This is a genomic window from Lysinibacillus sp. LZ02, assembly GCF_050613145.1.
Taxonomy (GTDB): domain Bacteria; phylum Bacillota; class Bacilli; order Bacillales_A; family Planococcaceae; genus Lysinibacillus_B.
Window position 1 is genome coordinate 2494056 of sequence record NZ_CP192507.1, and the last position, 21574, is coordinate 2515629.

The 21574-nt window shown below is 36.6% G+C and carries 24 protein-coding genes; 7 read left to right on the forward strand and 17 right to left on the reverse strand.

The genetic code is table 11. From position 1 onward, the window contains the following. Window position 1: 1 nt before the first annotated feature. From ACQQ2I_RS12205 to ACQQ2I_RS12215, 3 genes are all read right to left on the reverse strand, one after another. Complete coding sequence (locus ACQQ2I_RS12205; RefSeq protein ID WP_431027074.1) at window positions 2-1387, reverse strand: glycosyltransferase; 1386 nt, start codon at window positions 1385-1387, stop codon at window positions 2-4. An 845-nt stretch (window positions 1388-2232) separates the two neighbouring features. Continuing rightward, window positions 2233-2988, reverse strand: coding sequence for a class I SAM-dependent methyltransferase (locus ACQQ2I_RS12210; RefSeq protein WP_431027075.1), 756 nt, complete (start codon window positions 2986-2988; stop codon window positions 2233-2235). 139 nt (window positions 2989-3127) lie between these two features. Beyond that, window positions 3128-3790, reverse strand: coding sequence for a nuclease-related domain-containing protein (locus ACQQ2I_RS12215; protein ID WP_431027076.1), 663 nt, complete (start codon window positions 3788-3790; stop codon window positions 3128-3130). A 153-nt stretch (window positions 3791-3943) separates the two neighbouring features. Here ACQQ2I_RS12215 and ACQQ2I_RS12220 point away from each other — a divergent pair, with 153 nt between their 5' ends. Beyond that, window positions 3944-4084 (forward strand): hypothetical protein, encoded by a 141-nt coding sequence (locus ACQQ2I_RS12220; protein WP_391373778.1) that lies wholly within the window; start codon window positions 3944-3946, stop codon window positions 4082-4084. Window positions 4085-4175: 91 nt separating this feature from the next. On the opposite strand, the gene ACQQ2I_RS12225 is transcribed toward ACQQ2I_RS12220, so the two are convergent. After that, window positions 4176-4715, reverse strand: a complete 540-nt coding sequence (locus ACQQ2I_RS12225; protein WP_431027077.1) for a GNAT family N-acetyltransferase — start codon at window positions 4713-4715, stop codon at window positions 4176-4178. A 247-nt stretch (window positions 4716-4962) separates the two neighbouring features. On the opposite strand from ACQQ2I_RS12225, the gene ACQQ2I_RS12230 reads away from it, so the two are divergent. Next, complete coding sequence (locus ACQQ2I_RS12230) at window positions 4963-5775, forward strand: MBL fold metallo-hydrolase (protein ID WP_431027078.1); 813 nt, start codon at window positions 4963-4965, stop codon at window positions 5773-5775. A 311-nt stretch (window positions 5776-6086) separates the two neighbouring features. Continuing rightward, a complete protein-coding gene (locus ACQQ2I_RS12235; RefSeq protein ID WP_431027079.1) occupies window positions 6087-6539 on the forward strand; it encodes a GNAT family N-acetyltransferase in 453 nt (150 codons plus the stop codon). A 262-nt stretch (window positions 6540-6801) separates the two neighbouring features. Here ACQQ2I_RS12235 and ACQQ2I_RS12240 read toward each other — a convergent pair whose 3' ends face one another. From ACQQ2I_RS12240 to ACQQ2I_RS12255, 4 genes are all read right to left on the reverse strand, one after another. After that, entirely contained in the window at window positions 6802-7221 is a 420-nt protein-coding gene (locus ACQQ2I_RS12240) for a hypothetical protein (RefSeq protein ID WP_431027080.1), read from the reverse strand. A gap of 265 nt (window positions 7222-7486) precedes the next feature. Further along, entirely contained in the window at window positions 7487-8065 is a 579-nt protein-coding gene (locus ACQQ2I_RS12245) for a hypothetical protein (protein WP_431027081.1), read from the reverse strand. Beyond that, window positions 8062-9072: an NAD(P)H-dependent flavin oxidoreductase gene (locus ACQQ2I_RS12250; protein WP_431027082.1), complete on the reverse strand. Its 1011-nt coding sequence runs from the start codon at window positions 9070-9072 to the stop codon at window positions 8062-8064. Before ACQQ2I_RS12250 ends, ACQQ2I_RS12245 begins: the two co-directional genes overlap by 4 nt. Beyond that, entirely contained in the window at window positions 9062-10219 is a 1158-nt protein-coding gene (locus ACQQ2I_RS12255) for a YbfB/YjiJ family MFS transporter (protein ID WP_431027083.1), read from the reverse strand. The genes ACQQ2I_RS12250 and ACQQ2I_RS12255 overlap by 11 nt, the downstream gene beginning before the upstream one ends. Before the next feature lie 118 nt (window positions 10220-10337). Here ACQQ2I_RS12255 and ACQQ2I_RS12260 point away from each other — a divergent pair, with 118 nt between their 5' ends. From ACQQ2I_RS12260 to ACQQ2I_RS12270, 3 genes are all read left to right on the forward strand, one after another. After that, window positions 10338-11195 carry a LysR family transcriptional regulator gene (locus tag ACQQ2I_RS12260; protein ID WP_431027084.1) on the forward strand — a complete coding sequence of 286 codons (858 nt, stop codon included), beginning with the start codon at window positions 10338-10340 and terminating at the stop codon, window positions 11193-11195. An 87-nt stretch (window positions 11196-11282) separates the two neighbouring features. Then, a complete protein-coding gene (locus ACQQ2I_RS12265; protein WP_431027086.1) occupies window positions 11283-12050 on the forward strand; it encodes an MBL fold metallo-hydrolase in 768 nt (255 codons plus the stop codon). A 407-nt stretch (window positions 12051-12457) separates the two neighbouring features. Then, window positions 12458-12742 (forward strand): hypothetical protein, encoded by a 285-nt coding sequence (locus ACQQ2I_RS12270; protein ID WP_431027087.1) that lies wholly within the window; start codon window positions 12458-12460, stop codon window positions 12740-12742. Between the two features lie 74 nt (window positions 12743-12816). Here the strand turns inward: ACQQ2I_RS12270 and ACQQ2I_RS12275 are convergent, their stop codons facing one another. Then, window positions 12817-13233: a DUF3888 domain-containing protein gene (locus ACQQ2I_RS12275; RefSeq protein ID WP_431027088.1), complete on the reverse strand. Its 417-nt coding sequence runs from the start codon at window positions 13231-13233 to the stop codon at window positions 12817-12819. Between the two features lie 945 nt (window positions 13234-14178). Between ACQQ2I_RS12275 and ACQQ2I_RS12280 the strand changes: the two genes are divergently transcribed. Next, window positions 14179-14664 (forward strand): DUF421 domain-containing protein, encoded by a 486-nt coding sequence (locus ACQQ2I_RS12280; protein WP_431027089.1) that lies wholly within the window; start codon window positions 14179-14181, stop codon window positions 14662-14664. A 258-nt stretch (window positions 14665-14922) separates the two neighbouring features. Here ACQQ2I_RS12280 and ACQQ2I_RS12285 read toward each other — a convergent pair whose 3' ends face one another. From ACQQ2I_RS12285 to ACQQ2I_RS12320, 8 genes are all read right to left on the reverse strand, one after another. After that, window positions 14923-15444, reverse strand: a complete 522-nt coding sequence (locus ACQQ2I_RS12285) for an HPP family protein (protein WP_431030505.1) — start codon at window positions 15442-15444, stop codon at window positions 14923-14925. Window positions 15445-15620: 176 nt separating this feature from the next. Continuing rightward, window positions 15621-16226: a hypothetical protein gene (locus ACQQ2I_RS12290; RefSeq protein ID WP_431027090.1), complete on the reverse strand. Its 606-nt coding sequence runs from the start codon at window positions 16224-16226 to the stop codon at window positions 15621-15623. Window positions 16227-16350: 124 nt separating this feature from the next. Beyond that, on the reverse strand, window positions 16351-16608 hold the full coding sequence (locus ACQQ2I_RS12295) for a hypothetical protein (protein WP_431027091.1): 258 nt from the start codon (window positions 16606-16608) through the stop codon (window positions 16351-16353). A gap of 259 nt (window positions 16609-16867) precedes the next feature. Next, window positions 16868-16984, reverse strand: coding sequence for a cytochrome bd oxidase small subunit CydS (gene cydS / locus ACQQ2I_RS12300; protein WP_431027092.1), 117 nt, complete (start codon window positions 16982-16984; stop codon window positions 16868-16870). An 11-nt stretch (window positions 16985-16995) separates the two neighbouring features. Next, the gene (locus tag ACQQ2I_RS12305) at window positions 16996-18021 is read right to left on the reverse strand and encodes a cytochrome d ubiquinol oxidase subunit II (RefSeq protein WP_431027093.1); all 1026 of its coding nucleotides are present in this window, start codon (window positions 18019-18021) and stop codon (window positions 16996-16998) included. Next, window positions 18012-19349, reverse strand: coding sequence for a cytochrome ubiquinol oxidase subunit I (locus ACQQ2I_RS12310; protein ID WP_431027094.1), 1338 nt, complete (start codon window positions 19347-19349; stop codon window positions 18012-18014). The genes ACQQ2I_RS12305 and ACQQ2I_RS12310 overlap by 10 nt, the downstream gene beginning before the upstream one ends. Before the next feature lie 504 nt (window positions 19350-19853). Next, window positions 19854-20201, reverse strand: a complete 348-nt coding sequence (locus tag ACQQ2I_RS12315; protein ID WP_431027095.1) for a hypothetical protein — start codon at window positions 20199-20201, stop codon at window positions 19854-19856. 224 nt (window positions 20202-20425) lie between these two features. Continuing rightward, window positions 20426-21133 (reverse strand): DNA alkylation repair protein, encoded by a 708-nt coding sequence (locus ACQQ2I_RS12320; RefSeq protein WP_431027096.1) that lies wholly within the window; start codon window positions 21131-21133, stop codon window positions 20426-20428. Window positions 21134-21574 lie beyond the last annotated feature (441 nt).

A 21574-nucleotide genomic window follows, 5' to 3' on the forward strand; every position in this document is an offset into this window, starting at 1 on the left:
TTTATACTTTATAGGCGTTATTTCCTGAACGATTTAATTTCCGCCAGCCGACCTGGCGACCCCTGAATGCTCTGATGACCGCTGTCCATGTCACATAAGCTAATAAATAGCGGTATCCTATTCGTTGAATAAATACCCACATAAGTGGCTTCATTTTTTCTTTCCCCATCTTAAATGCAATAAAGGAGTTTAAAAAATCTGTGAGATAAAATAGTAGCGCAAATAAATAAATTGATGATGTTCCGGACAAAATAGCGGCGATAAAAATGAAATCAATAAGTGGAGAAGTTAAAAATAGTAAATAGGAAAATAGTAAACTCGGAACTGCAAAATATTTTAATGTTTTATTAGAAGAAGTCAAAATGTTCTTTTTATGTTTCCAAGCAACTTGTAAAATCCCATATGACCATCGATTCCGTTGTTTAATGAAGTCCCTAACTGTTTCTGGGCACTCTTCGTATGAAATGGCACGATCCTCATAAACAATTTTATAACCAGCATTTAAAATACGTAGTGTGAGTTCTGAATCTTCCGCTAATGTATCTTTATGATAGTAACCAAGCTTTTGTACAACGCTTTTCCGCCAAGCACTATTGGAACCAGGGACCACTGTAATGCAATTTAGTTCTTCAAAAGCCCGCTTTTCTAATTGATTAGCCGTTACGTATTCAATATGTTGCCATAACGTAATTTGATTGATTATATTGCCAATTTTACAGTTTCCTGAAACCGCTGCGACACGAGGGTCTGAAAAACTGTCTACTAAGTGAGAGATGGTCGATTTGTGGAAAACCGTATCTGCGTCAATCGTAATAACAATATCTCCAATCGCTTGCTTAAACCCTAAGTTGAGGGCCGATGATTTACCACCGTTCACCTTCTTAATGACTTTTACCTTATCCCATAGATGGAATATTTTCGTTGCAATTTCTGCCGTTTGGTCTGTCGATCCATCGTCAACAATCAAAATTTCAGCGACAGGATAATCACTTTTCAAAATAGCTCTTACCGTCCGCCGAATAACCACCTCTTCGTTATACACAGGGATAATAACTGTGACACTTGGTCTAAAATTTCTTAAGTGATTTTTGTTAATTTTCCGGTATTCTGTAAGTACTTTATTCTTTCGGTGCTGTTTGAAACAAAATATATAGATGATAAACATACGAACAAATCCTAGCACGATTGTAAAGAACAGATAAGCAATAAATGCTTGCTTCATAACAGCGAACAACTGCCCCGTAAACTTATTGGTCCATGGTAAATTGACTACTCCGTACCGATGAAGTATAAAAAGTGATACGAATCCAAGCAACATGAGCAAAGATGTAAAAAATAGAGCTTTTACTTTAAACCAACGTTTCCCTGTCTCATCTTGAAATATCATACAATCCAACCGCCCTCCCTTAGGATATTTATATGAAGAAACATCTTAAGGACCTATGTGTTTGACTAATTTTCGAGAAGATCTATAGAAGTGTGAAATATGTATGACCGAGCTCTTCGTGAGAAAACCGATACTGTTTTTATCATACTCCTAGCAGCATTATTTTCTATTTTCTTGAAACTAACTTTTTTCACTAACGATTCGGATAGCTATGACACTTATACTTTCTACTCCACTAAAAAAAGAATCCGTATCTGTTAAGGTAAAATGACCAAACAGAAAGGATTCTTGTGATTGTTATATATATTTTTTCACTTGGATGAATTAGGTGATAGGGAAACAAATAATGTATATTGCCATAGCTGATAAAAAAATCAATCATCTACAAACTCAAAATATAATATCATAGCTTTTCACGCGTGTTAATTTACCTTTTACTGTTAAATAAATCATTAGAATACGTTGATTTCCGCTACGGCTGACTCGCTTTCCGCAGGCACGGCTTCAACTAATTTATTTCGGCTATAGCCGAAATAAATGGATTTTCAGCTCGTGCTGTTCCTGCAGGAGTCGAGTCGCCTCCGCTCCAATCAACGAGCAAGCGCCTTTTATCAACCATTCCATAAAAAAACACGCTAATTACCTACCGATATTTGTATAATCAATACGTCTGTTAGCTTTTAAAATTTTTTAGTAAATAAAATACGGCCTTGCCCTAATCCAACATAATCCTTCCCTAAACATACGGAAGAGCCTATTTATTTGTGAAAAACAATAGAGTCTTCGTTTGTTGGCGATGTGATGCAATGCGGTGAATGTATTGACGTAGCTTCCTAATTTAATCGTTACCTTTTTACTGCTTCATATGTTATTATTTGTGCTGCATCTGTTGGATAGGTATTATATTGATAATTAGATGAAATTATAATATCTTCAAATCCTATTTCTTTTAAAATAGAGCGAAACTCTTCTACCCCATACCACTTTAAAGGGAAGTATTCCAGTTCCGTATCGACCAATTTAGAATTTCTCCATTTTTGATATTTATGATGGGTCATCGTAAATTGATTTATTTGATCCACATCGACTAATATCTCTTCTAATGTAATCGTGTCTCCTTCAGGCGTTTTTATGACTCTAGTGGAAACATAGCCTTTCTGAAAAGATGTTGGCAGGAAAGTATCTATTATTATGCGCCCTCCCACCTCCAAGTGATCATAAAAACAACTTAAAGCATTTACAGCATCTATCCTTTGATGTAACAATAAAAATGACCCAGTAGGAACAATAATCGCTTCATATTTATGCTCTAATACAAAATGACTCATATTTAATTTATGTAGATTCGGAGACAGACCTCTTTCCGCACAATGTTTTTCACATAAATTTAGCATGTCCTCAGAGAGATCAAACCCTTCCACATTCAGCCCTTTTTCCATTAAAGGGATTAAGATACGCCCATTCCCTACAGCAGGCTCCAAGATTCTTCCTTTAACACCTTTTAACCTTTCAAAATAATACTCTACATCACCAAATGACCTGCCAATAAATTTATCTATATCATATACTTCTGTAGAAAGCTGACCGTAAAAACTAACCATTTCTATGCTCATCTCCTTGAATATCTGTATCGTTTTCGCTTAACATGGAATCTTTTTCATATTTTTCTTCCGACAAAAGAAACTCTTTAGTGATGTAAACTTAAATAATACATCAGGCTATATATATCTGTTCCCTTGATTAACGTTGATATTTTTGAACTGATTCACGATGCTCCTGAACAATTCGCTCATCTACCTGTTCATATTGTTTTAATGAATCATACATCGCCTGGATTTGAGCAGGTGTAAAAATAACCTTTCGATACTTGACTAGTTTTAAAAGAAGTTCTTTCAACTCTGGGCGTTTCATAACATATGTTCTTTCTTGCGTAAACTCAATCTCTTTTAATTTACATCGTTCACTAAATACAACTAGATTGATAAACAGATTTTGTGGTAATGCAGGTAGGACATGCTGCAATGCTCGAATATGCGCTTCATTTTGCTTAATGGGATTGTAAAAAGAATATTCCTTTCCATTCGGAAACACTTGTGTCCAGTTTTTCTGTTCACCGTTCCCGTAAATCCATGCACTATAATTTTTCGACTCCGCTACATAAATGCCTGTCTCATGGATAAACACCAAATCAACCTCCGTGTAGCCGCCTCTCTTTTTCGGAATATACATATTAAATAATGTACGGTGTTCTCCAGGAATGGTATTCATCTTAAAAAATGATAAATATTCGCCTGTTAAACCCTTATCAAACAACACTTTTAATAATGAATTTCCTGTTGCCTCTTGATATACTCTATGTGAATCAATCGTTTTAACTATTTTCTTCATTAATCCTTTAAACATATCACATCTCCTCCTTATCTACTTTAGTTAAATCTCTACCTTACCTATTGTTAACATTTTTCAAAAAATGAAAAAAGTTTTTCTATTCTTATCAGTTAATTTTATTTCATTATTTTTCTGAATATTATAAAATAAGAATAGGAGGTGATTCATATGCCATATGAAGCTTACTTAAACCCTGCGCAAAACATCCATCCATATACGTACGAAAACATCTTAGAAAATGATGTAGCGTATTTACATGAGGAAAAGTATGATGGGACATTAGACCAATTCGATGACAATGATTTTTAAAGGAGATCAAAATGGACAGTTCAACATAAAGTGGCATGTGTATTTGAAAGCTTGACCTTTCTACACATGCCGCTTTTCGTCCTCATAAATGTTACCCTCTGTCGTAATCGATAATAGCATACATATGAACATCATAGTGCCTTCCTTTGGCAAATAAGCTTTTGCGGTGCGTACCTTCCAATATCATTCCGCTTTTTTCCATGACACGTGATGAAGCCATATTTTCAGCTATGCATCTTGCTTGAATACGGACAAGACCTAGCTCCGTAAAGCCAAAGTCAATAATCCTTTTAGCTGCTTCTGTTATAATTCCTTTATTCCAATAATCCTCTGACAACACATAGCCGATTTCTCCAATTTTACTATAATCATTCAGCCCTACATAGTCGATTGTGCCAATGAACTTCCCTTCATATTCAATGCCCCAAAGATACAAGCCGCGCGTTTCATATGCATCAAGTATCATATCAATAAACCCTTTTGCATCATCAAGCGTTTGATGTGTCTCCCACAACACATATTGTGTCACCTGTGGGTTGGATCCATATGCAAATAACGCCTCCGCATCCTCCATTGTCACAGCACGTAATCGGAGTCGTTCCGTCGTTAGTACTGGTAAAACCCAATCCATATCTTCTCCCCCTTTCAAGCACTATGTACAATTTTCATCATCAACTGCTGGCTTAGTTGGGCTTTTGCTCGCTCAAACATTTTTCAATTAATAAATTGGCAAAATACAGAATCATGAAAATATATGCTAAAACCAGTAAGATTATATTGCAGCGCTAAAAATAAACCACCCCCCTCTAAAAATGAATGATTGCTCATTCTTCAAATTTACTGATATACTAAATAAAACGTATGAAGGAGTGATTTGGTTGTTTAAAGTAGGAAAAAGCGGTGAGATTTCAAGAGAAAACAATGTATTGATGGCAAAATGTACTACAAATATACCGGGCAACCCGATGAGCGTTTACAGCTTTAATGTCGATGGCATTTTAATTGATACAGGTTCTAGCTCTTTATTCAATGAATTTAAGCCGTATTTTGACCAAGCTGATTTTGATGCGGTTTACATAACGCATTTCCATGAAGACCATATCGGGAATACGGCATACTTGCAAAAAGAGCGCGGCGTTCCTACGTTTATTCATCCAATGTCTACTCACTTAACAAACAAGCCACTCCGTTTACCAAAGTATCGTGAAATAGTGTGGGGACCATCAGAACCTTTTACATCGGAAGCATTTAGCCAAACGTTTACATCTCGTCATCATACATGGGATGTCATCGAAACACCAGGCCATACAAAAGATCATGTTGCATTTTACAACCGTGATTTAGGCGCTATTTTCACAGGCGATTTATTTATTGCGCCGAAAGTAAAGCTCGTATTAATCGACGAAAATATTTTATCTACGCTTGATTCATTAAAGAAAATTGAAAGCTTTGATTTTGATGATATGTACTGTTGCCATGCAGGTCACGTAAAAGATGCGAAGAAATCGATACGATTAAAAATTGAGTATTTAGAAGAACTCGAAGGGAAAGCACTTGATCTTGCAAAACAAGGAAAAGACGTTCATGAAATTACCGCTGAACTATTCCCTATCCCGTATCCGATTATTCATGTATCGAATACCGAATGGTCACCAGTGCATATGATTCGCGCATTTTTAAATCGTGGGTAATCGTAAATCCTTTAACACGTAAAACGTAAGAGAGTGATCTATACTCCCTTACGTTTTTTAGGCTATAGTTCCTTTTGTATACCTTCATTATTTGATTTTACAACTTAAATGAAGTAGTAAAATCACCTTACTATAGCTGTGGTTTTATAAAAAAGATTGATTAAATCCTGTGTGAACTGCAGGATCTTTCTTATTCCACAATCGGGCCAGATTGCTAAACAAGCAGGAGTTTTATTAAGAATGTCGAAGTGGTTCTTTAACAGAGATTTTAATTGCCTGCAAAGAAAGTTAAATGATGAGGTGTGAAGAAAATGAAAATCATTTCTGTAAAAGAAAATCCTGAATTTAAGGATAGAGCCATTAAATTTATTCAAAGTAAATGGGCAAGCGAACAAAGTATGATGGTATATGAAGACTGTATTACACATTGTATTAACCCCTCTAATCCATTGCCACAATGGTATTTATTGATGGATGGTGATAAAATAATTGGTTGTGCAGGTATTGTTACAAACGATTTTATTAGCCGTATGGATTTATATCCTTGGTTGTGTGCTGTATACATCGAAGAAGAATACAGGGGAAATGCTTATAGTTCGATATTATTAGAAAATGCGAAGATTGATGCAAAAGAAGGAGGTTTTAACCATTTATACCTCTCTACAGATCATATCGGGTTATATGAAAAATTTGGATTTGAATTCATCGGTACTGGATATCATCCGTGGGGAGATAATTCTCGTATCTATAAAACAACTTTGTAATATTCCATTAAAGGGCGCTTTAGTTTAATAAGAAACAGTAGAAGAATGATAAGAAAAAAAGAACTCGATTCCACTAAATGAGAATCGAGCCTATATAATTAACTCCACCAGCACCAATGTGTTGCCACATACACTCGACACATTGTGAGGTTGTCGCATGGTTGGAGTTAGTGTAAGTAAATAAAAAATAGCTATGTTGAAAATCCTTAATGTGAATCTCAGCTTCTTTGCTTTTTTAATTTAAACTTTTAACTGGCTAGTTTTATTTATTCAATTCCTTATATAAAACATATTTTAAAGCAGAAATTTCATCTTCAGACAGTTTACCTTCAATTTCGGATAATACTTCATCCTGATTAATTGAACCGTTTTGCACTTGTTCCTGAATATCAAGTAAACGATTAACGCCCACTTTTTTTATTAACACACGTGTCGCTTCTTCTTTAGTTTGGAAGGGAAGAGTATCCGGATTTATAGTTGCTGCCTCGCTTACAATTTCTTGAACCTTTGAATCGTTCTCAATATAGGATTTTACTTCTTCTAGATTTTCGTCATCTAAAGTAGATTCCACTTTTTCGATTATTTTTTCGGAAGCGATATTTGTCCCAAAATGCCACACAGCATAGCCAGCTGCTCCGAGTAAAACAAGAATTATTGCGGTAAATGTTAAAAACTTTTTCATCAACTCACTCCTAACACTTTGAATATAGCACAACTTCTTAAAAACCACGAAGAAAAGATATTTTCTATAATTGGTTTAATTATAATTATTTGTGAACCAAGAGCAGATAAGTGTTCACCCTAATATATAGCATAAAAATTATCTATTGTAGGTACGTCTATATTTCCATTTGGGTACTTGTTCCACAATCGGGCGCGATTGTGGAGCAACACCCTTACGAAATGATCAAACTTTATTTCAAAGCAACAATAGCACTGCTAAAAAACTAGATAGAATCATACACCATGAACTCTAGTATTTCTGCTAAATAATCGTGTGTTTCATTAAACATGATACATTCTATATGAGGAGATGTATATTGATCCTCTAATTCAAATAAGTAAATCGTTTGTAAAATACAAAAAGCACGCGACTCTTTCTGAACGAGGTTGCAAAGAGATCTAGGATATTCGGTTAATAAGCGACATAAAAGGCTATAGTGACATAATTTCACCTGTTTTAATTTATAAAGCTCAAATAGTTCATCCGCCATTATGGTGATTTGCTCTTCTAACGACTTTGTTGAATCAATAACTAATCTTTTAATATGACTTGACTCTTCCTCGCTGTAGTTTAATAGCTGCTTCCAAATACCTTGATCGTTCATTATCCTTTTATTCACCTTCATTAAATGCTGTTTCATTTGTTGGAATATCCCTTGATTTCTTACAAGTACACTTACCCTCCGCCAATCAAGTGGCATTTTCAATAATCGAATATATGCATAGAAATCTTGCTCCGTTAATACAGGTTTTGCACTTAATCTGACAAAATTATTTTCCCAATCGTAGAAATCTCGCCTCATTCTAGCCCTGCTTCTTCTACTAATAACTGAAATAGTTCTTTAGCGGGCAATGGGCGAATTTGTTGATAGCCTATCCCTGCCCAAAGTGACATCACTTGTGCATTCTTTTCCGCAATAGCTTTTTTTCGGATTGGTTGAGTAACATAATGCAGCGCTGGATATGCCTTAGGTGCTACCGGAGAATAATTTTTTACAAAGGCATTTTCAAGTCCTCTTGCTAAGCGACCTGTAAATGCACGCGTTAGCTTAGTGCTAGCAAATTCTCCACTTTGTAAAGCTTGCCGATATACCTCATTTGCCCCACTTTCATCACAGCATATAAACGCTGTCCCAAGTTGAACGGCATCGGCTCCTTCCGCTAATAATTGTTTAATTTGTTCACCGTTCATAATACCCCCTGCCACAATAATCGGTATATGTACTACTTCTTTTACTTTACGAAGAAGCGCTACTAATGGAAGTGGATTCTCTATGTCGATATTTTCAAATGATGCTTGATGTCCGCCCGCTTCATATCCTTGCAAACAAATGGCATTAGCACCTTGACTAACAGCTAGTTTTGCTTCCTGAACAGTTGTTACTGTTACAATTACGTATGTGCCAATCACCTGCAATTGCTCGATGAGTACTTTGTCTGGACAACCAAACGTAAAACTCGCAACAGGTACTTTATATTTTTTGACTAAAGCAAGCTTCCCTTCCCACTCATCATCTGAGTACATCGGCTTCCCTAGCTCTCTACCAACATCTTGCTGCAAAACAGTCATAAAAGCATGGAGTTCCTTTTCATTCACCGCATCTGTTTGTGGCACGAATAAATTCACACCAAATAAGTCATTTCCTTGTTGCATCTCTAGTATTTCATGTTCAAGTGCCTCTACAGTTTTATATCCTGCAGCTAAAAAACCTAAACCACCCGATGATGAAATGGCTTTCGCTAATGAAACCGGCGATATGCCACCTGCCATCGGTGCTTGAATAATTGGATAACGTAATTTATTTAACAATTTCCTTCCCCTCCATTACATACAGTTCATATGGACGCCCCGAATAAGCAATCAACGTAGCGAGTACTATGCAAATCGTAGCAAACATAAGAGCTGATTCATAACTGTCCGTCGATGTCATTAGTATTCCCGCAATCGTTGGTCCTAGCATTTGTCCGCCGGCATACATCGCCGTTAAACCGCCTAAAATACGTGTCCCACTGCCACGAGCTACTGTATTTACAATGGTTGTAATCCCCATAAAGGTCATTCCAAAAAGAAAAGCACTCACCGAAAGTCCAATCGCTGTAGGTAGTAATACAGGGAAAATAATCCCAATGCTCTGTATGCCCAATGCCATAACTAATCCATTTACATACCCGGTTCTTTCAGCCATTCTAGACCAAATATAGCAAGAAGGAATGGCTGCTAATCCTACAATTAGCCATACAAATGCGGGATTCCATTGTATCTTTGGGAGCTGTGCTGCAATCGACACAATAAACGTGCCTGTTACAATATAGCCTACCCCTTCCAATCCATAGGCAACTAAAAGCCAAGGTAGCCATCGTTTTTGAATCCATTCATTCCTTTGATGTACAGCATTACTTGATTCCATCTCCTGTTGCTCTTTTAAGAAAGAACTACTAAATAACGCAAGTACTATACAAGCAACGCCCAACAGTAGCCAAGTTGCTTGCCATGATAATACGGCCACTATATAGGAAATGCTGATGCTTGAAAAAGCAATACCGAAGCCAACACCACTGTAAAATAACCCGCTCCACTGTGGCTTTTTCAACCTACCTAAATAAGTCAACACAATACTCGAAGCTAATATGAAAACAACGGCACTCGACACACCGGAAAGAAATCGAATGAGTAGCAACAACAAATATTCATTCGTTACGCCCATGACGATGGTTGTCAGGACATTCAAAAATAGTGCACCATTTAGCACAATAAACCGCTTCTCTTGAAAAGCAAAAAACGTAAGTCCGATTGCACCGACAAAATAGCCAGCATAATTACTTGTTGCTAAATAACCAGCTAGTGCATCGGTTAATGCCCAATCTGCTTGCATAAAAGGTAAAAGCGGCGTGTAGGCAAAGCGCCCAATGCCCATGGCGATAAATAATGCTAAAACCCCTCCTACAACTCTTTTCATCTAGTCATCACCCTTTGCTAATTTAAAATCTATTTTTATATTAGCAACATTTTGATATATAATATAATTCAAATAAATGATGTTTGATATCAAAAATATTAATAGCAAAGGAGCAATTATGGACATTGAGGCACTAAAAGCATTTGAGATTGTGGCCAAGTATGGCAGTATTTCTCAAGCCGCGGATGAACTGAATTATTCACAATCCAATGTAACGGCAAAAATTCACAAGCTGGAGCAACAGCTAAACACGACATTGCTTTATCGGCATAATCGCGGGTGTGTGGTCACACCAAAGGGGCAAGAGCTACTGCAATACGCAACACAAATTTTCCACTCGATTCATACGGCTGAGTTGGCGATGCAGGATGAGCATAATCCAACCGGTGATTTAAAACTAGGCGCAATGGAAACAACCGCTGCCGTCCGCTTGCCTAACCTATTAGCCCATTACCATCAGCAGTTTCCTAACGTGAACCTTACGTTAAAAACAGGACCGACAGCCCAATTAATCGAAGCGGTTGTCGATTTCAAATTAGACGCCGCCTTTGTATCTGGTCCGGTTTCACATTCTTCCTTACAAGCTAAAACCATTTTTCAGGAGGAAATGGTCGTTGTTTATCCTAAGGGAAATGAAGACATTCCACTAGAAGCGGCGACCATTTTAGTCTTTAAAGCAGGCTGCTCCTATCGTTTTCATTTAGAGAGCTACTTACGTCATCAAGGAATTAAATCTTATAGCTTAATGGAATTTGGATCACTTGAGGCCATTACCGGTTGTGTAGCAGCCGGATTAGGTATAACGATGCTACCTCGTACTGTGTATGATCAGTACGTTCGCTATTACCCACTGCAAGCCATTACAGTACCGAAAAAGTTTTCACTCATCGAAACACAGCTCATTTACCGAAAAGAAAATAACTCCATTCCACTACGACGTTTTGAGTCTTTACTTTTACAGCAAGAAGAGCATTAATTTGTAACAGTGATTCATTTTATATCGTTTTAAAAACAGAAGATTTATCGCAAAATAAGACTATTAACAAACAAAGGACTGATTACTTTGAACTTAATTCCATTAGGTGTTGGTGGTGCATTTACTTCGCGTTTTTATCATAATAATTATATCGCTGAAATTGGGTCAAAAAAGCTGCTCATCGATGCTGGCACAACACTTCGCACAAGTATTAAGAAAGCGGGTTACTCCTATTTAGATATCGATGCTGTGTGGATTTCACATTTACATTCCGATCATGTAGGCGGGTTAGAGGAGCTGATTTTTCAACGTTATTGGCATTTAAAAAATGATATTCATCATCCGATGAAAACACATATCTTTGTCCACCAAACGATTTATCCGTTATTACGACAATTATTATCTTTCCCTCTTGAAAACGGCGGCGCTACAGTAGACGATTTTTGTGATTTTACAGTTATGAATGATGAAGCATCTATCAACTTTGAAGGGCTGCAATTGCACATTTTTGATACAAGTGATACACATATCCAAGGAATGGCGAGCTCAGGTCTGTTCATTCGTGGTCCGCTAGGTAATGTGCTATTTTCAAGCGATGTGAAGGATTTACAAGGCGCCAATTTAATACGATTTGTGAATACCGATACGGTCGCTATTTTTCAAGATACTAGCTTTACAAGTAATGGTGCTCATGCCCTATTTTCAGACATCCTCGCCTATTATCCGAAAGAAGTGCATTCAAAAATTTACGCCATGCATTATAACGATCCTATTGAAGATTATGTAGCGGAAATGGAACGAGCAGGCATTCAATATGTAAAAGAACGCGTAGCGATGACGTTTTCATTAAACTAAGTAAGCTTTTAATAACTAACGGGTTTAGTTCAGCAGTACAAAACTTAAATAAACATCATAAATAGCAATGAAATTAGCATCAAAGTCGAACTATATTTAACATTATAAAAAGCACAATAAAAGGCATCGGTCAATAACCGCTGCCTTTTTGAACATTTAATTTGCATTGAGTTTCTACTCTGTCCTTTCTGGTAGATGAAAAATTTATTAAGTCAAATAGGCATTCCGTCAGATTTATGCTGATTTACAATGTTAAGCAAAGAAAAGTACCCTAACGATGGTTTGGGAACTTACTAAAATAAAAACAGTCTATAGTAAAAGGAATTATTTAACTTCTTGAAAATTTCCTTGATTATTAGTTTCATTCAAACGTTAATCTTAAATAAAACTATAATGGAGGTATAATTATGTGGGTAATATTAGGTCTTATTGCAATAGTAGCAACTTTTATCAATCTTTATATGTATATAGCTGGTAAGGATTATAAGCTTGCTATGGCGATGGCATTATCATTTACAGCATTAACAATTTGTGCAGATTACAGTTATCTAAATCGGTGGGTAAAAGTGGAAGATTGGGCAGCTTTATCAGATGTAGTACCTGGTATGGCTAGGGCGTTTTGGTTTTTGACAATTGTTTCCATTTTACTAAATATAGCACCTGTACTTTTAGAACTAAAAAATAAAAAATAATTACTTATTGAGGTTCATACGGCATTACAACATTAAGAGCAAAAAGTCCCCAAATCTCGATTTAGGAATTTTTTTCATTCTGGAGGGTATTTATATGTTTTTAAGTGTGTGTGATTTATCAATTTAACCTCAGGTCCAGAAGAAATTTCATAGGTCATTCGGTCTTTCCCTATTGAAATCCATTGCCCTCCATCGGTAGGCTCTATTTCGAATGTAATTTGCAATATGAGACCACGAAAGCCATTAACTCTTCTTGTTTCTAACACTTCAATTTTCCAAGGGACGACAATAGGTGAAAAATCCTTTACAATCTTTGGATAATAATAGTTACGCAAATCATTTTCAATATAAGGAGTCAGCATATTCATAAGCATATCCTGTAATCTAAGCTCTTCAGAGTCTTGTGTTGGTTTATTTGATGAAGCTGTTGCTGATTGAAAAAAGGTAATAAGAGTTAGGAATAGTATAAAAACTAAAAACATTTTTTTCATTCTTTCAATACACCTCTTTAAGACTAACTATTTATTTGTATTATCACCTTTTACGAATAAAGATATGTGCTTATTTCATTAACGAGGCAATTTAGTGCAACTTATATTTAAGCTATACAAACGCATACAAAACAACGTTCCCAAATGAAAGTTTTGTAACACACTAAAAAGCGGAGAATGTTGTTAAATCAACGTTTCATGACTTTTCCTATGAACATTATTTATACAGCTTTTTATGCAGGAGGGACAAATACTTGATACACTAATATTTACACGTTTATGACTTACCGTTTAGTGTGCATTAAATCGTGTATATTTCTTATTGTTGTGAATCTGGATTTACTCAAATAGTAAAAATACCGCTCGTGTTAATATTACTTTTTTACACTTTGTACTCAACAACCGAACTCGTTATTAAATAACAGCGCTTTTTTATTTGAACAGCTAACATACATCTAAAGCCCAAAAAGCAGGGATTATCCTGCTACTTTTTGGGTTTCATTTCGCTTTTTTCATTGCACTGCCTACTTTCTGAAATGAATATAGGAATCCAAAGGCTCCAATTTATTCTATGAGTATTTTGCAATTATAAGGTAAAGATTAAAAAGGTAGAAGGGTTTGTATGGATTTTGTTTTTAACGATAAAATTGAATAACCTAAACGACATTACGCTTGCTACTTCTAATCAAAAAGGTTTTTTGACTATCGATACAAACACCCCGTTTGATTATGCTGGCGAAGCAAATAATTATACACCTGGAGGCAATAACCCATAACAGCTATGTTTTTTATGCCCCGCCGTAGAAAACGCGTGCCGCAGCGAAAAGGAATCGTTATTCTGATGGTTATATATGTTTACACATTTGTTCGTTATACGGATTAAAATAAAAGGGGGATTATGTGAATTTTATTTAGCAATCATTTATTTTAATTTTAGCTGGCGTTTTGCTCTTACTAATCGCAGGTAGAAAATCTATTGCACAAATGACATTAGCTCAAACAATTGTCATGATTTCAATTGGCACAATTATTGTGCAACCAATTGTAGAAAAGAGCATGGTTAAAGCAATTATAGCAGCAGCCATTTTTGTGATTTCTGTTATCATTTTAGAGTATCTCCAATTAAAATCTAATGCATTTGAAAAATTCATTACAGGGAAATCAAAAGTAGTCATAAGCAATGGGACATTAAATATTCAAAACTTAAAAAAATTACGTTTAACCGTTGATCAATTGGAAATGAGATTGCGTAACCACGGTATTGCAAACATCCAGGATATTCAAACAGCTACTATTGAACCGAATGGACAACTTGGTTTTGAATTAAAAGAAGATGCTAAACCTTTAACTGTAGGAGAATTTAAAAAGTTAATGAATATTTACTTTGAAGAAATTAACGAACGACAAGAAAATCCGAAATATCTGCAATAGCTACTTAGCTAAACGATTACTTCTCCACCAAAGCTTTATCATAATAGGCACCTTTACGAAAGCTATACGTAAAAGTGCCTATTTTGGTGATATTCTCTTCTTATAACCCCTAGTGGCTCTAACATAAAGAGTATTTCTTGTACTGTTCCATCTTTAATAGGCAGATTTCATTATGGCTTCCTCAATAGATCACTTGCCCTAAGGTAAGAGGTTCAACAAGAGCCTTCCTTTTCACTGTACCTTTATATGTATCGTTGCTTACCACCAATACAATGGATAATGACGTTTTTGCCGAATGTTGTTAATGAGGACAGCGTAAATGACAATAACGACTGCGCCAATAATGACTGGGGCGACTAAATATCCCCAACTATAGCCGCCTAGCATAATAATAATCGGATTTCCCCCTGCTGGCGGATGTACGGTTCTTGTTAGCATCATCGCAAAAATCGTGAATCCAACAGCTACGCTAATAGCTAGTGGGTGCGAACCAAATAACATGTAAAAGGAAATGCCAATAATGCCCGATAATAAATGACCACCTATTACGTTTCGTGGCTGAGAAAAGGGCGCATTCCAAGCACCGAATACGAGCACACAGCTTGCGCCGAGTGATGCCATCAGCCAAGAGGTATGTGTTAGTTGTGTCAGGAACAATAATGTCCCGATGCCAATGCATCCGCCAACTGCCCCTGTTAAAGCATCCGCTATATTGGTTTGGTGATTGACTTGCTGGTGTTGCCCAAGCATTTTTCGAAAATATTCATACCACCAGCTCATTTTTATTTGCTCTTGTTGCTCTATTTTTTCCAAAACTTGTCCCCCTAAAGATATATTCTATATACTTGTTTACTAGTATAACAAATAGGCACAAAATATCACCTTTTAATTGACGCACTATTCCTTACTAATAGAAAAAACACATCTCGTTCCTTTACAGATCGAGATGTGTATGATTAAGATGTAGATTTAATTTCCTTAAATGATGTTCGAATAAGATAAACAACAGGTCGGTCTTTTAATTCCTTTATAATTGCTACTGGATTATTCGCTAACTCTGCCCAACTCGTTTTAAAGAAATTCGATTCTCCTGAATAAATGATTTGACCGATTGCCATATTGCCTTTTAATGCGATTGGTTCATTAGAAATAAGTGAACCGTAGCCAAATGAGCCGATGTCTGGTAACGTCATGAGCCCTTCACTTGAGGAAACGGCTCCACCATTTACAATGGCGACACGTACAATCGTCTCCTTAGATTGTGGGACTTCTTTCAATGTAACAATAATTTGACCGCTTTTATTTACTTCTGTACCTACACCGCCAATTTGTTCTTCTGTTAACTCGCCGTATTCGTACTTTTCCATCCATACTTCTAACGCACCTGCCGATTCAATCGAAAAATCATACGTAAATAGGATGTTACCTGCTGCTGCATTGAGTAATGTTTTTTCACGATCGGATAGTGCTGCATCCGAAATGGTATTATTACTTTTGGCTTCACCGTCACCGCACGCAACTAATAAAAAGACAAACACTATATACAGTGATAGCTTTTTCAACTTCTACTCTCCTTTCATTTCAACCAGTCATATTGACAAGGGCATATATTTGCTTTAAAGGAGCTATGTAATATCTATGAAACTTATACTTTCTTGTCCGTCAAAAAAGCTCCGTCATATTTCTTTAATCGATCACTTGCTTTGTTTGTGCAAGCTTTAAAATAAGCCAAGAAACGAGCAGAATAATCATAAATGATATTAGTAATGAAAGCGGTGATGCGACATACGCAAACACTACTTCATTTTGTAGAATGAATACATTCGTGTCAGAAAAGTTAGGTGCATAAAAAAGGGTTTGTATATACCCCCAACTCACTGTTATGACACAATAGATGATATGTACAATCAGTGAAATGCAAGCCGCCTTGAGAACTAGCTTCAAGTTCCCCCCCTCCTTTTGACATCATTAACTTTTTATACGGTGTATCACTGCTAAAAGTTTCAATTAAAATCGGATGATTCTAAAACTTAGCATTTTTCTCTAATTTAAAAACCCTTGTAGCAATTTATTAAAGAACGAACAGAAAAATGAGCAGACCTTCAACTGCACATAAAAAAACAGGAGAAATATTAGTTCCCCCTGCTCATTTTTTGACCATATAGCAATTTAGTTGGCTCACTCCACACCGTTTGACTAGCTATTATTCTCCGCCTTCTGTTTCATCGTCAGATTTCATTTTAGCCGCTGCTACAAATGCTGTAATTACGGCAAGAATCCAAATAATAAACGGCGCTTGGAATATTAGAAAATCTGTCATTAAATCACCTCTTACACATGTGTTTCATCTTTACCTGAAACATAATCTTTTGTGAAAAATAATTTGAACACTAAGTACAAGGACGGTAATAATAGCATCAATCCCGCAATGAATGCGACCACAAGTGCTACAGCCATCGTCTCGTTTGTGAAACTGTCGTAAATCGTTAAATACGGATACAATAAATACGGATAATGCGAAATGCCATATGCAAAGAAGGCTGCTGCAAATTGCACAATCAGTAAAATGACTGCGACACCGTAATGCTGCCTTTTCCCAATGAGCCATATCGTCGCAACGAATAACAAACCAGAAATTAAAAATAGCCACCACAAATCAAAAATGTTCTCATAATGCCAATTTCCGAGCGATTTCAGCTCAATAATAATGCCTAGTGCACTTAAAATTAATGGCGCTGCCCAAATGAGGACATACTTTCGCATTAACTCACTTGCTTCCCTATCCTCCGCTCTACTTGCATACCAAGTCAAAAAGACAGCAGAAATATAAAGGACCGCTACAACAGCTAGTACAACAATCGACCAAGAAAGCGGGCTCATGAATAAGGCGGCATAATCCAGTACGGGCTTACCGTCCACCATATTGACAAAGCCTCCTTCAGAGATTGTCAATACGACAGAAAATGCAGCAGGGATAAATAGCCCCGTTATCCCATAAGCAAGCGCATACCCTTTATGTCCCCGTACACCGCTATATGCCTCAAATGCATAGTAGCTACCCCGTACTGCTAATAAAACAAGCGCAATCGATGCAGGAATTAATAAAATGGTTCCGTAATAGTAAGCGGTTTGTGGGAAAAAGCCGATGACACCGACAAAGAAAAATACTAAAAATACGTTCGTAATTTCCCACACTGGTGATAAATAGCGTTTAATAATTTTCGATAAAATATGATTATTTCCACGCACTAAGCTATACGCATTAAAAAATCCCGCACCAAAATCAATCGAAGCAACAATCACATAGCCAAATAAGAAGATCCATAACACTGATATCCCCAGTATTTCTAATGCCATGTGTCTTCACCGCCCTGTCTTGATGTTAATTCTTTCACAATTGGGTTATTTTTAAACATACGATGTAGGACAACAGCACATCCAATGCCTAATATTACATACACAACAGCAAACAAAATAAACAAATACTCAAGACCTGTTGCAGATGTTGCGGCTTCATCTGTTCGCAAAATACCGTATAATATCCATGGTTGACGTCCCATTTCTCCCAACCACCAACCTGCTTCAATAGCAATCATGGCAAGCGGTCCACTCGCAACAATCAACGCCAAAATCCATTTTGAATCGACCCACTGCCATTTTCGCCATTTTCCTAATATATAGACAAGGGCTAGGAAAATAAGGGCTACCCCAATAAAGACCATAATGTTAAAGAAGTAATGGTTAATAAGCGGGGGGCGTTCATCTTCTGGGAATTCATTGAGCCCGATGACTTCTGCATCAAGGCTTCCAAACGCAAGATAGCTTAACAACTTCGGAATACGAATCGCGTATTTAATTTCGTCATCATCCATCACCCCTAGTAAAATTAACTCTGCGCCTGCCTCTGTTTCAAAATGCCACTCTGCTGCAGCTAATTTTTCAGGTTGATATTCGGCTAAATACTTTGCAGAGAAATCACCGAGAATAGCGGATGCAATGGAAAAAACTAACCCTAGTTTCATCGTTAGTAGTAACGCTTTTCGATGGTATACATGATTTTCGCCACGTAGCAATCTGTATGCTGCAATCGCCGCCAGTACAAAGGCCACCGTCATATAACTCGTCACTAATACATGTGTCACTTTAGTTGGCATCGCTGGCGTGAACATCGCTAATACCGGGTGAATATTAATGAGCTCGCCATTTTGAATTTCAAAGCCTTGCGGTGAATTCATAAAGGAATTGACGATGGTAATAAAAATGGCCGACATAGAGGCCCCAACCATGACCGGAATGAGTAGCAACATATGATGTTTCGGGTTTTTGAAACGGTCCCACGTGTATAAATAAATGCCTAAAAAAATCGCTTCAAAGAAGAAGGCGAATGTCTCCATAAATAAAGGAAGTGCAATGACTTGTCCCGCTAGCTCCATAAACTGCGGCCATAATAGCGATAGCTGCAAGCCAATAATCGTTCCGGTTACAACACCGACTGCTACGGTAATCGTAAAGCCGCGCGCCCAGCGTCTTGCCATCATCGTATAGTGAATATCATTTCGCTTATAGCCTACATACTGCGCGATTAATATAAGAAGCGGTACTCCTACCCCAAGTGTTGCAAAGACGATATGAAATGTTAGCGTTAATTCAGTTAACGCCCTACTCCAATACACGGATGTTTCCAACTTTCTTCACTCCTTATGTACAGCAAAAATTTAGTCGTTGCTTTCGGAACATACCATAACGCAAGTAGTAACGGTATTCACTTGAACAGCAAATGACTAGTTGGTAGCAATGTGACACTTTTTACATATCTGGTTTAACTACTATTGTGATTACTTACAACAACTAGTGTGCCGTAAACGGTCTTATTATGCGTGTAACAGCATTATTTATACTTCTTGCTTATATGAAGCAGAGTAGCTTGTTCTTTTTGACTGATACGATTCCACTGAATTATGTTTTAATCTCACCAGTATTCAGCATTGTAAAATATCTTCCACTATTTTTAATGCTAGCGCTTTTATAAATTCCACTTTCATTTCTATAGTTTAAAAAATCTTACGCAACAAAAATCACTCGAAAAATCACTTTTATTCTTTATTTCCCCGGAAATAAAACAAAAAAATGTTTCTTTTATTATAAAAAAGACAGCCTATTCAGCTGTCTTTCGAGTTAAAATATTCCATTCATTGTATATGATAAATTTCAGAGTCATCCGGAAACGCAATATACGTAGGTTGCGTAAAATGATTATGACCATCATCGTTAAGCTGTTTAAAAACATCCAGTATAGCCTCTTTAAAATCAGGACGACTAACATCATCTTCATATCCATTCGCAATGACTGAAAGAGGCGTAAAATCATCACCTTCTAACTCTGTCCCTTCACTATTTAAAAAATGCAAGTCAATATCAAAGGCATTCACCGTTGGATCCATATGCACAACATATTTGTATGCGGATGCATTCGGTTGTTTTGGTTTGTCTTCCATCTGTTGAAAAAATCGCTCAAGCTGTTCTACAATATGTTTCATGAAACCACTCCCTTTTTTCAGTAGTTTCTTATCATTTCCCAAAATGACAGATTTTAAACTTCTGTATTGGAGTTAGTAGTGATGAGTAATAAATCGATTCCTTTTATCGTTTTCTTCTGGATGTTCTTTCACAATGAAAAAATCATCTGAATCACAAAAAAAGAGCATTAACCCTTGTTGGATTAACGCCCCCAATCATTACAGATTATTTGTGATACGATTGTTTAACATCTTACATATTTACGTTTAAAGCCAAGTCTCCCTTTTTCTACTTCCTTTTGAATACTTTCGTAAGCGTTTAGGAAACTGCTCTTTTTCTTGTCCCGTTTAACTTCGACTGGACCTACTACCTTTGCCGTTTCGACCGCTTTTTCATGAAGTGGCAAATATGAAATCCCTACGGTGTATAGAAAATTATTCATAGCAGATTTCGTTCGTTCTGGTGAATCATGGATCGTATTTCTCACCATTTCAATCATATTGGCAATCTTGCTTTCGGAAAATTCATCGTCTAAGCGATTCCCTAAAAGCCAACAGTAGCAACTCCAGCCCGCTGACATTCGCAGCTCTTCTCCGCTTGCAATCCATTGATCAGCAACATCTTGTGCAATGTCTGCTTCCGCTAAAGTTACTGCTACTACATAGTCAGACAGCATAAAAAAATACGCCGCATCAATCCAACGATTAAAATCGGACTCAGTCATTGCTTTTGGATCTGCAATAATGCCTGCAAAGTACATTGCATCGTAGTTCCCCGTAGCATACAGTTCTTCTGCTAAAGGTTGATTTATTTTTATTTTCTTTGCGATTGGCTTCATCGCACCTGTTGCCACGCCAAACAGTGGTTCCTGCGCACCATTAGATATGTATATTTTTTTCGTTCGTTCCTTACCAAGAGCTTCAAGCTCCTGCATAACAGTTTGAAGATCCATCTTTTAGCACACCCTTCTTATTTAAACCCTTTAAATCCAGTATTACAATTATCTTATAACAAACCTTATCATATAGACAGTTCTTAGGAATTTGATTTGAATTAATAGCTGTATTTTATTTTTCCCAAACAACATTAAAGAAAAATCAAATTTTTTTAAATGATGTGTATAAAAATTAATCATTGTCCTATACTATTAGAGATTTCACTTCAAATCCAATGACTTAGGAGGGTTAACCCGATGAGCGCGAATGAGCGATAACTCAAAAGGACAATCTATACCGAATACAGCCAAAGCACGGTTGTCTTAGGATTATCTTAAGATTCAATACGGAAGCGAGGCAGTGTGTCATGGACAAAATAATGTAAGTGTAATCAGGCCCGGAAATAATATTTCCGGGTTTCTTATTTTGACACCTTGTTGCTGTATCCTCTTTTTCCA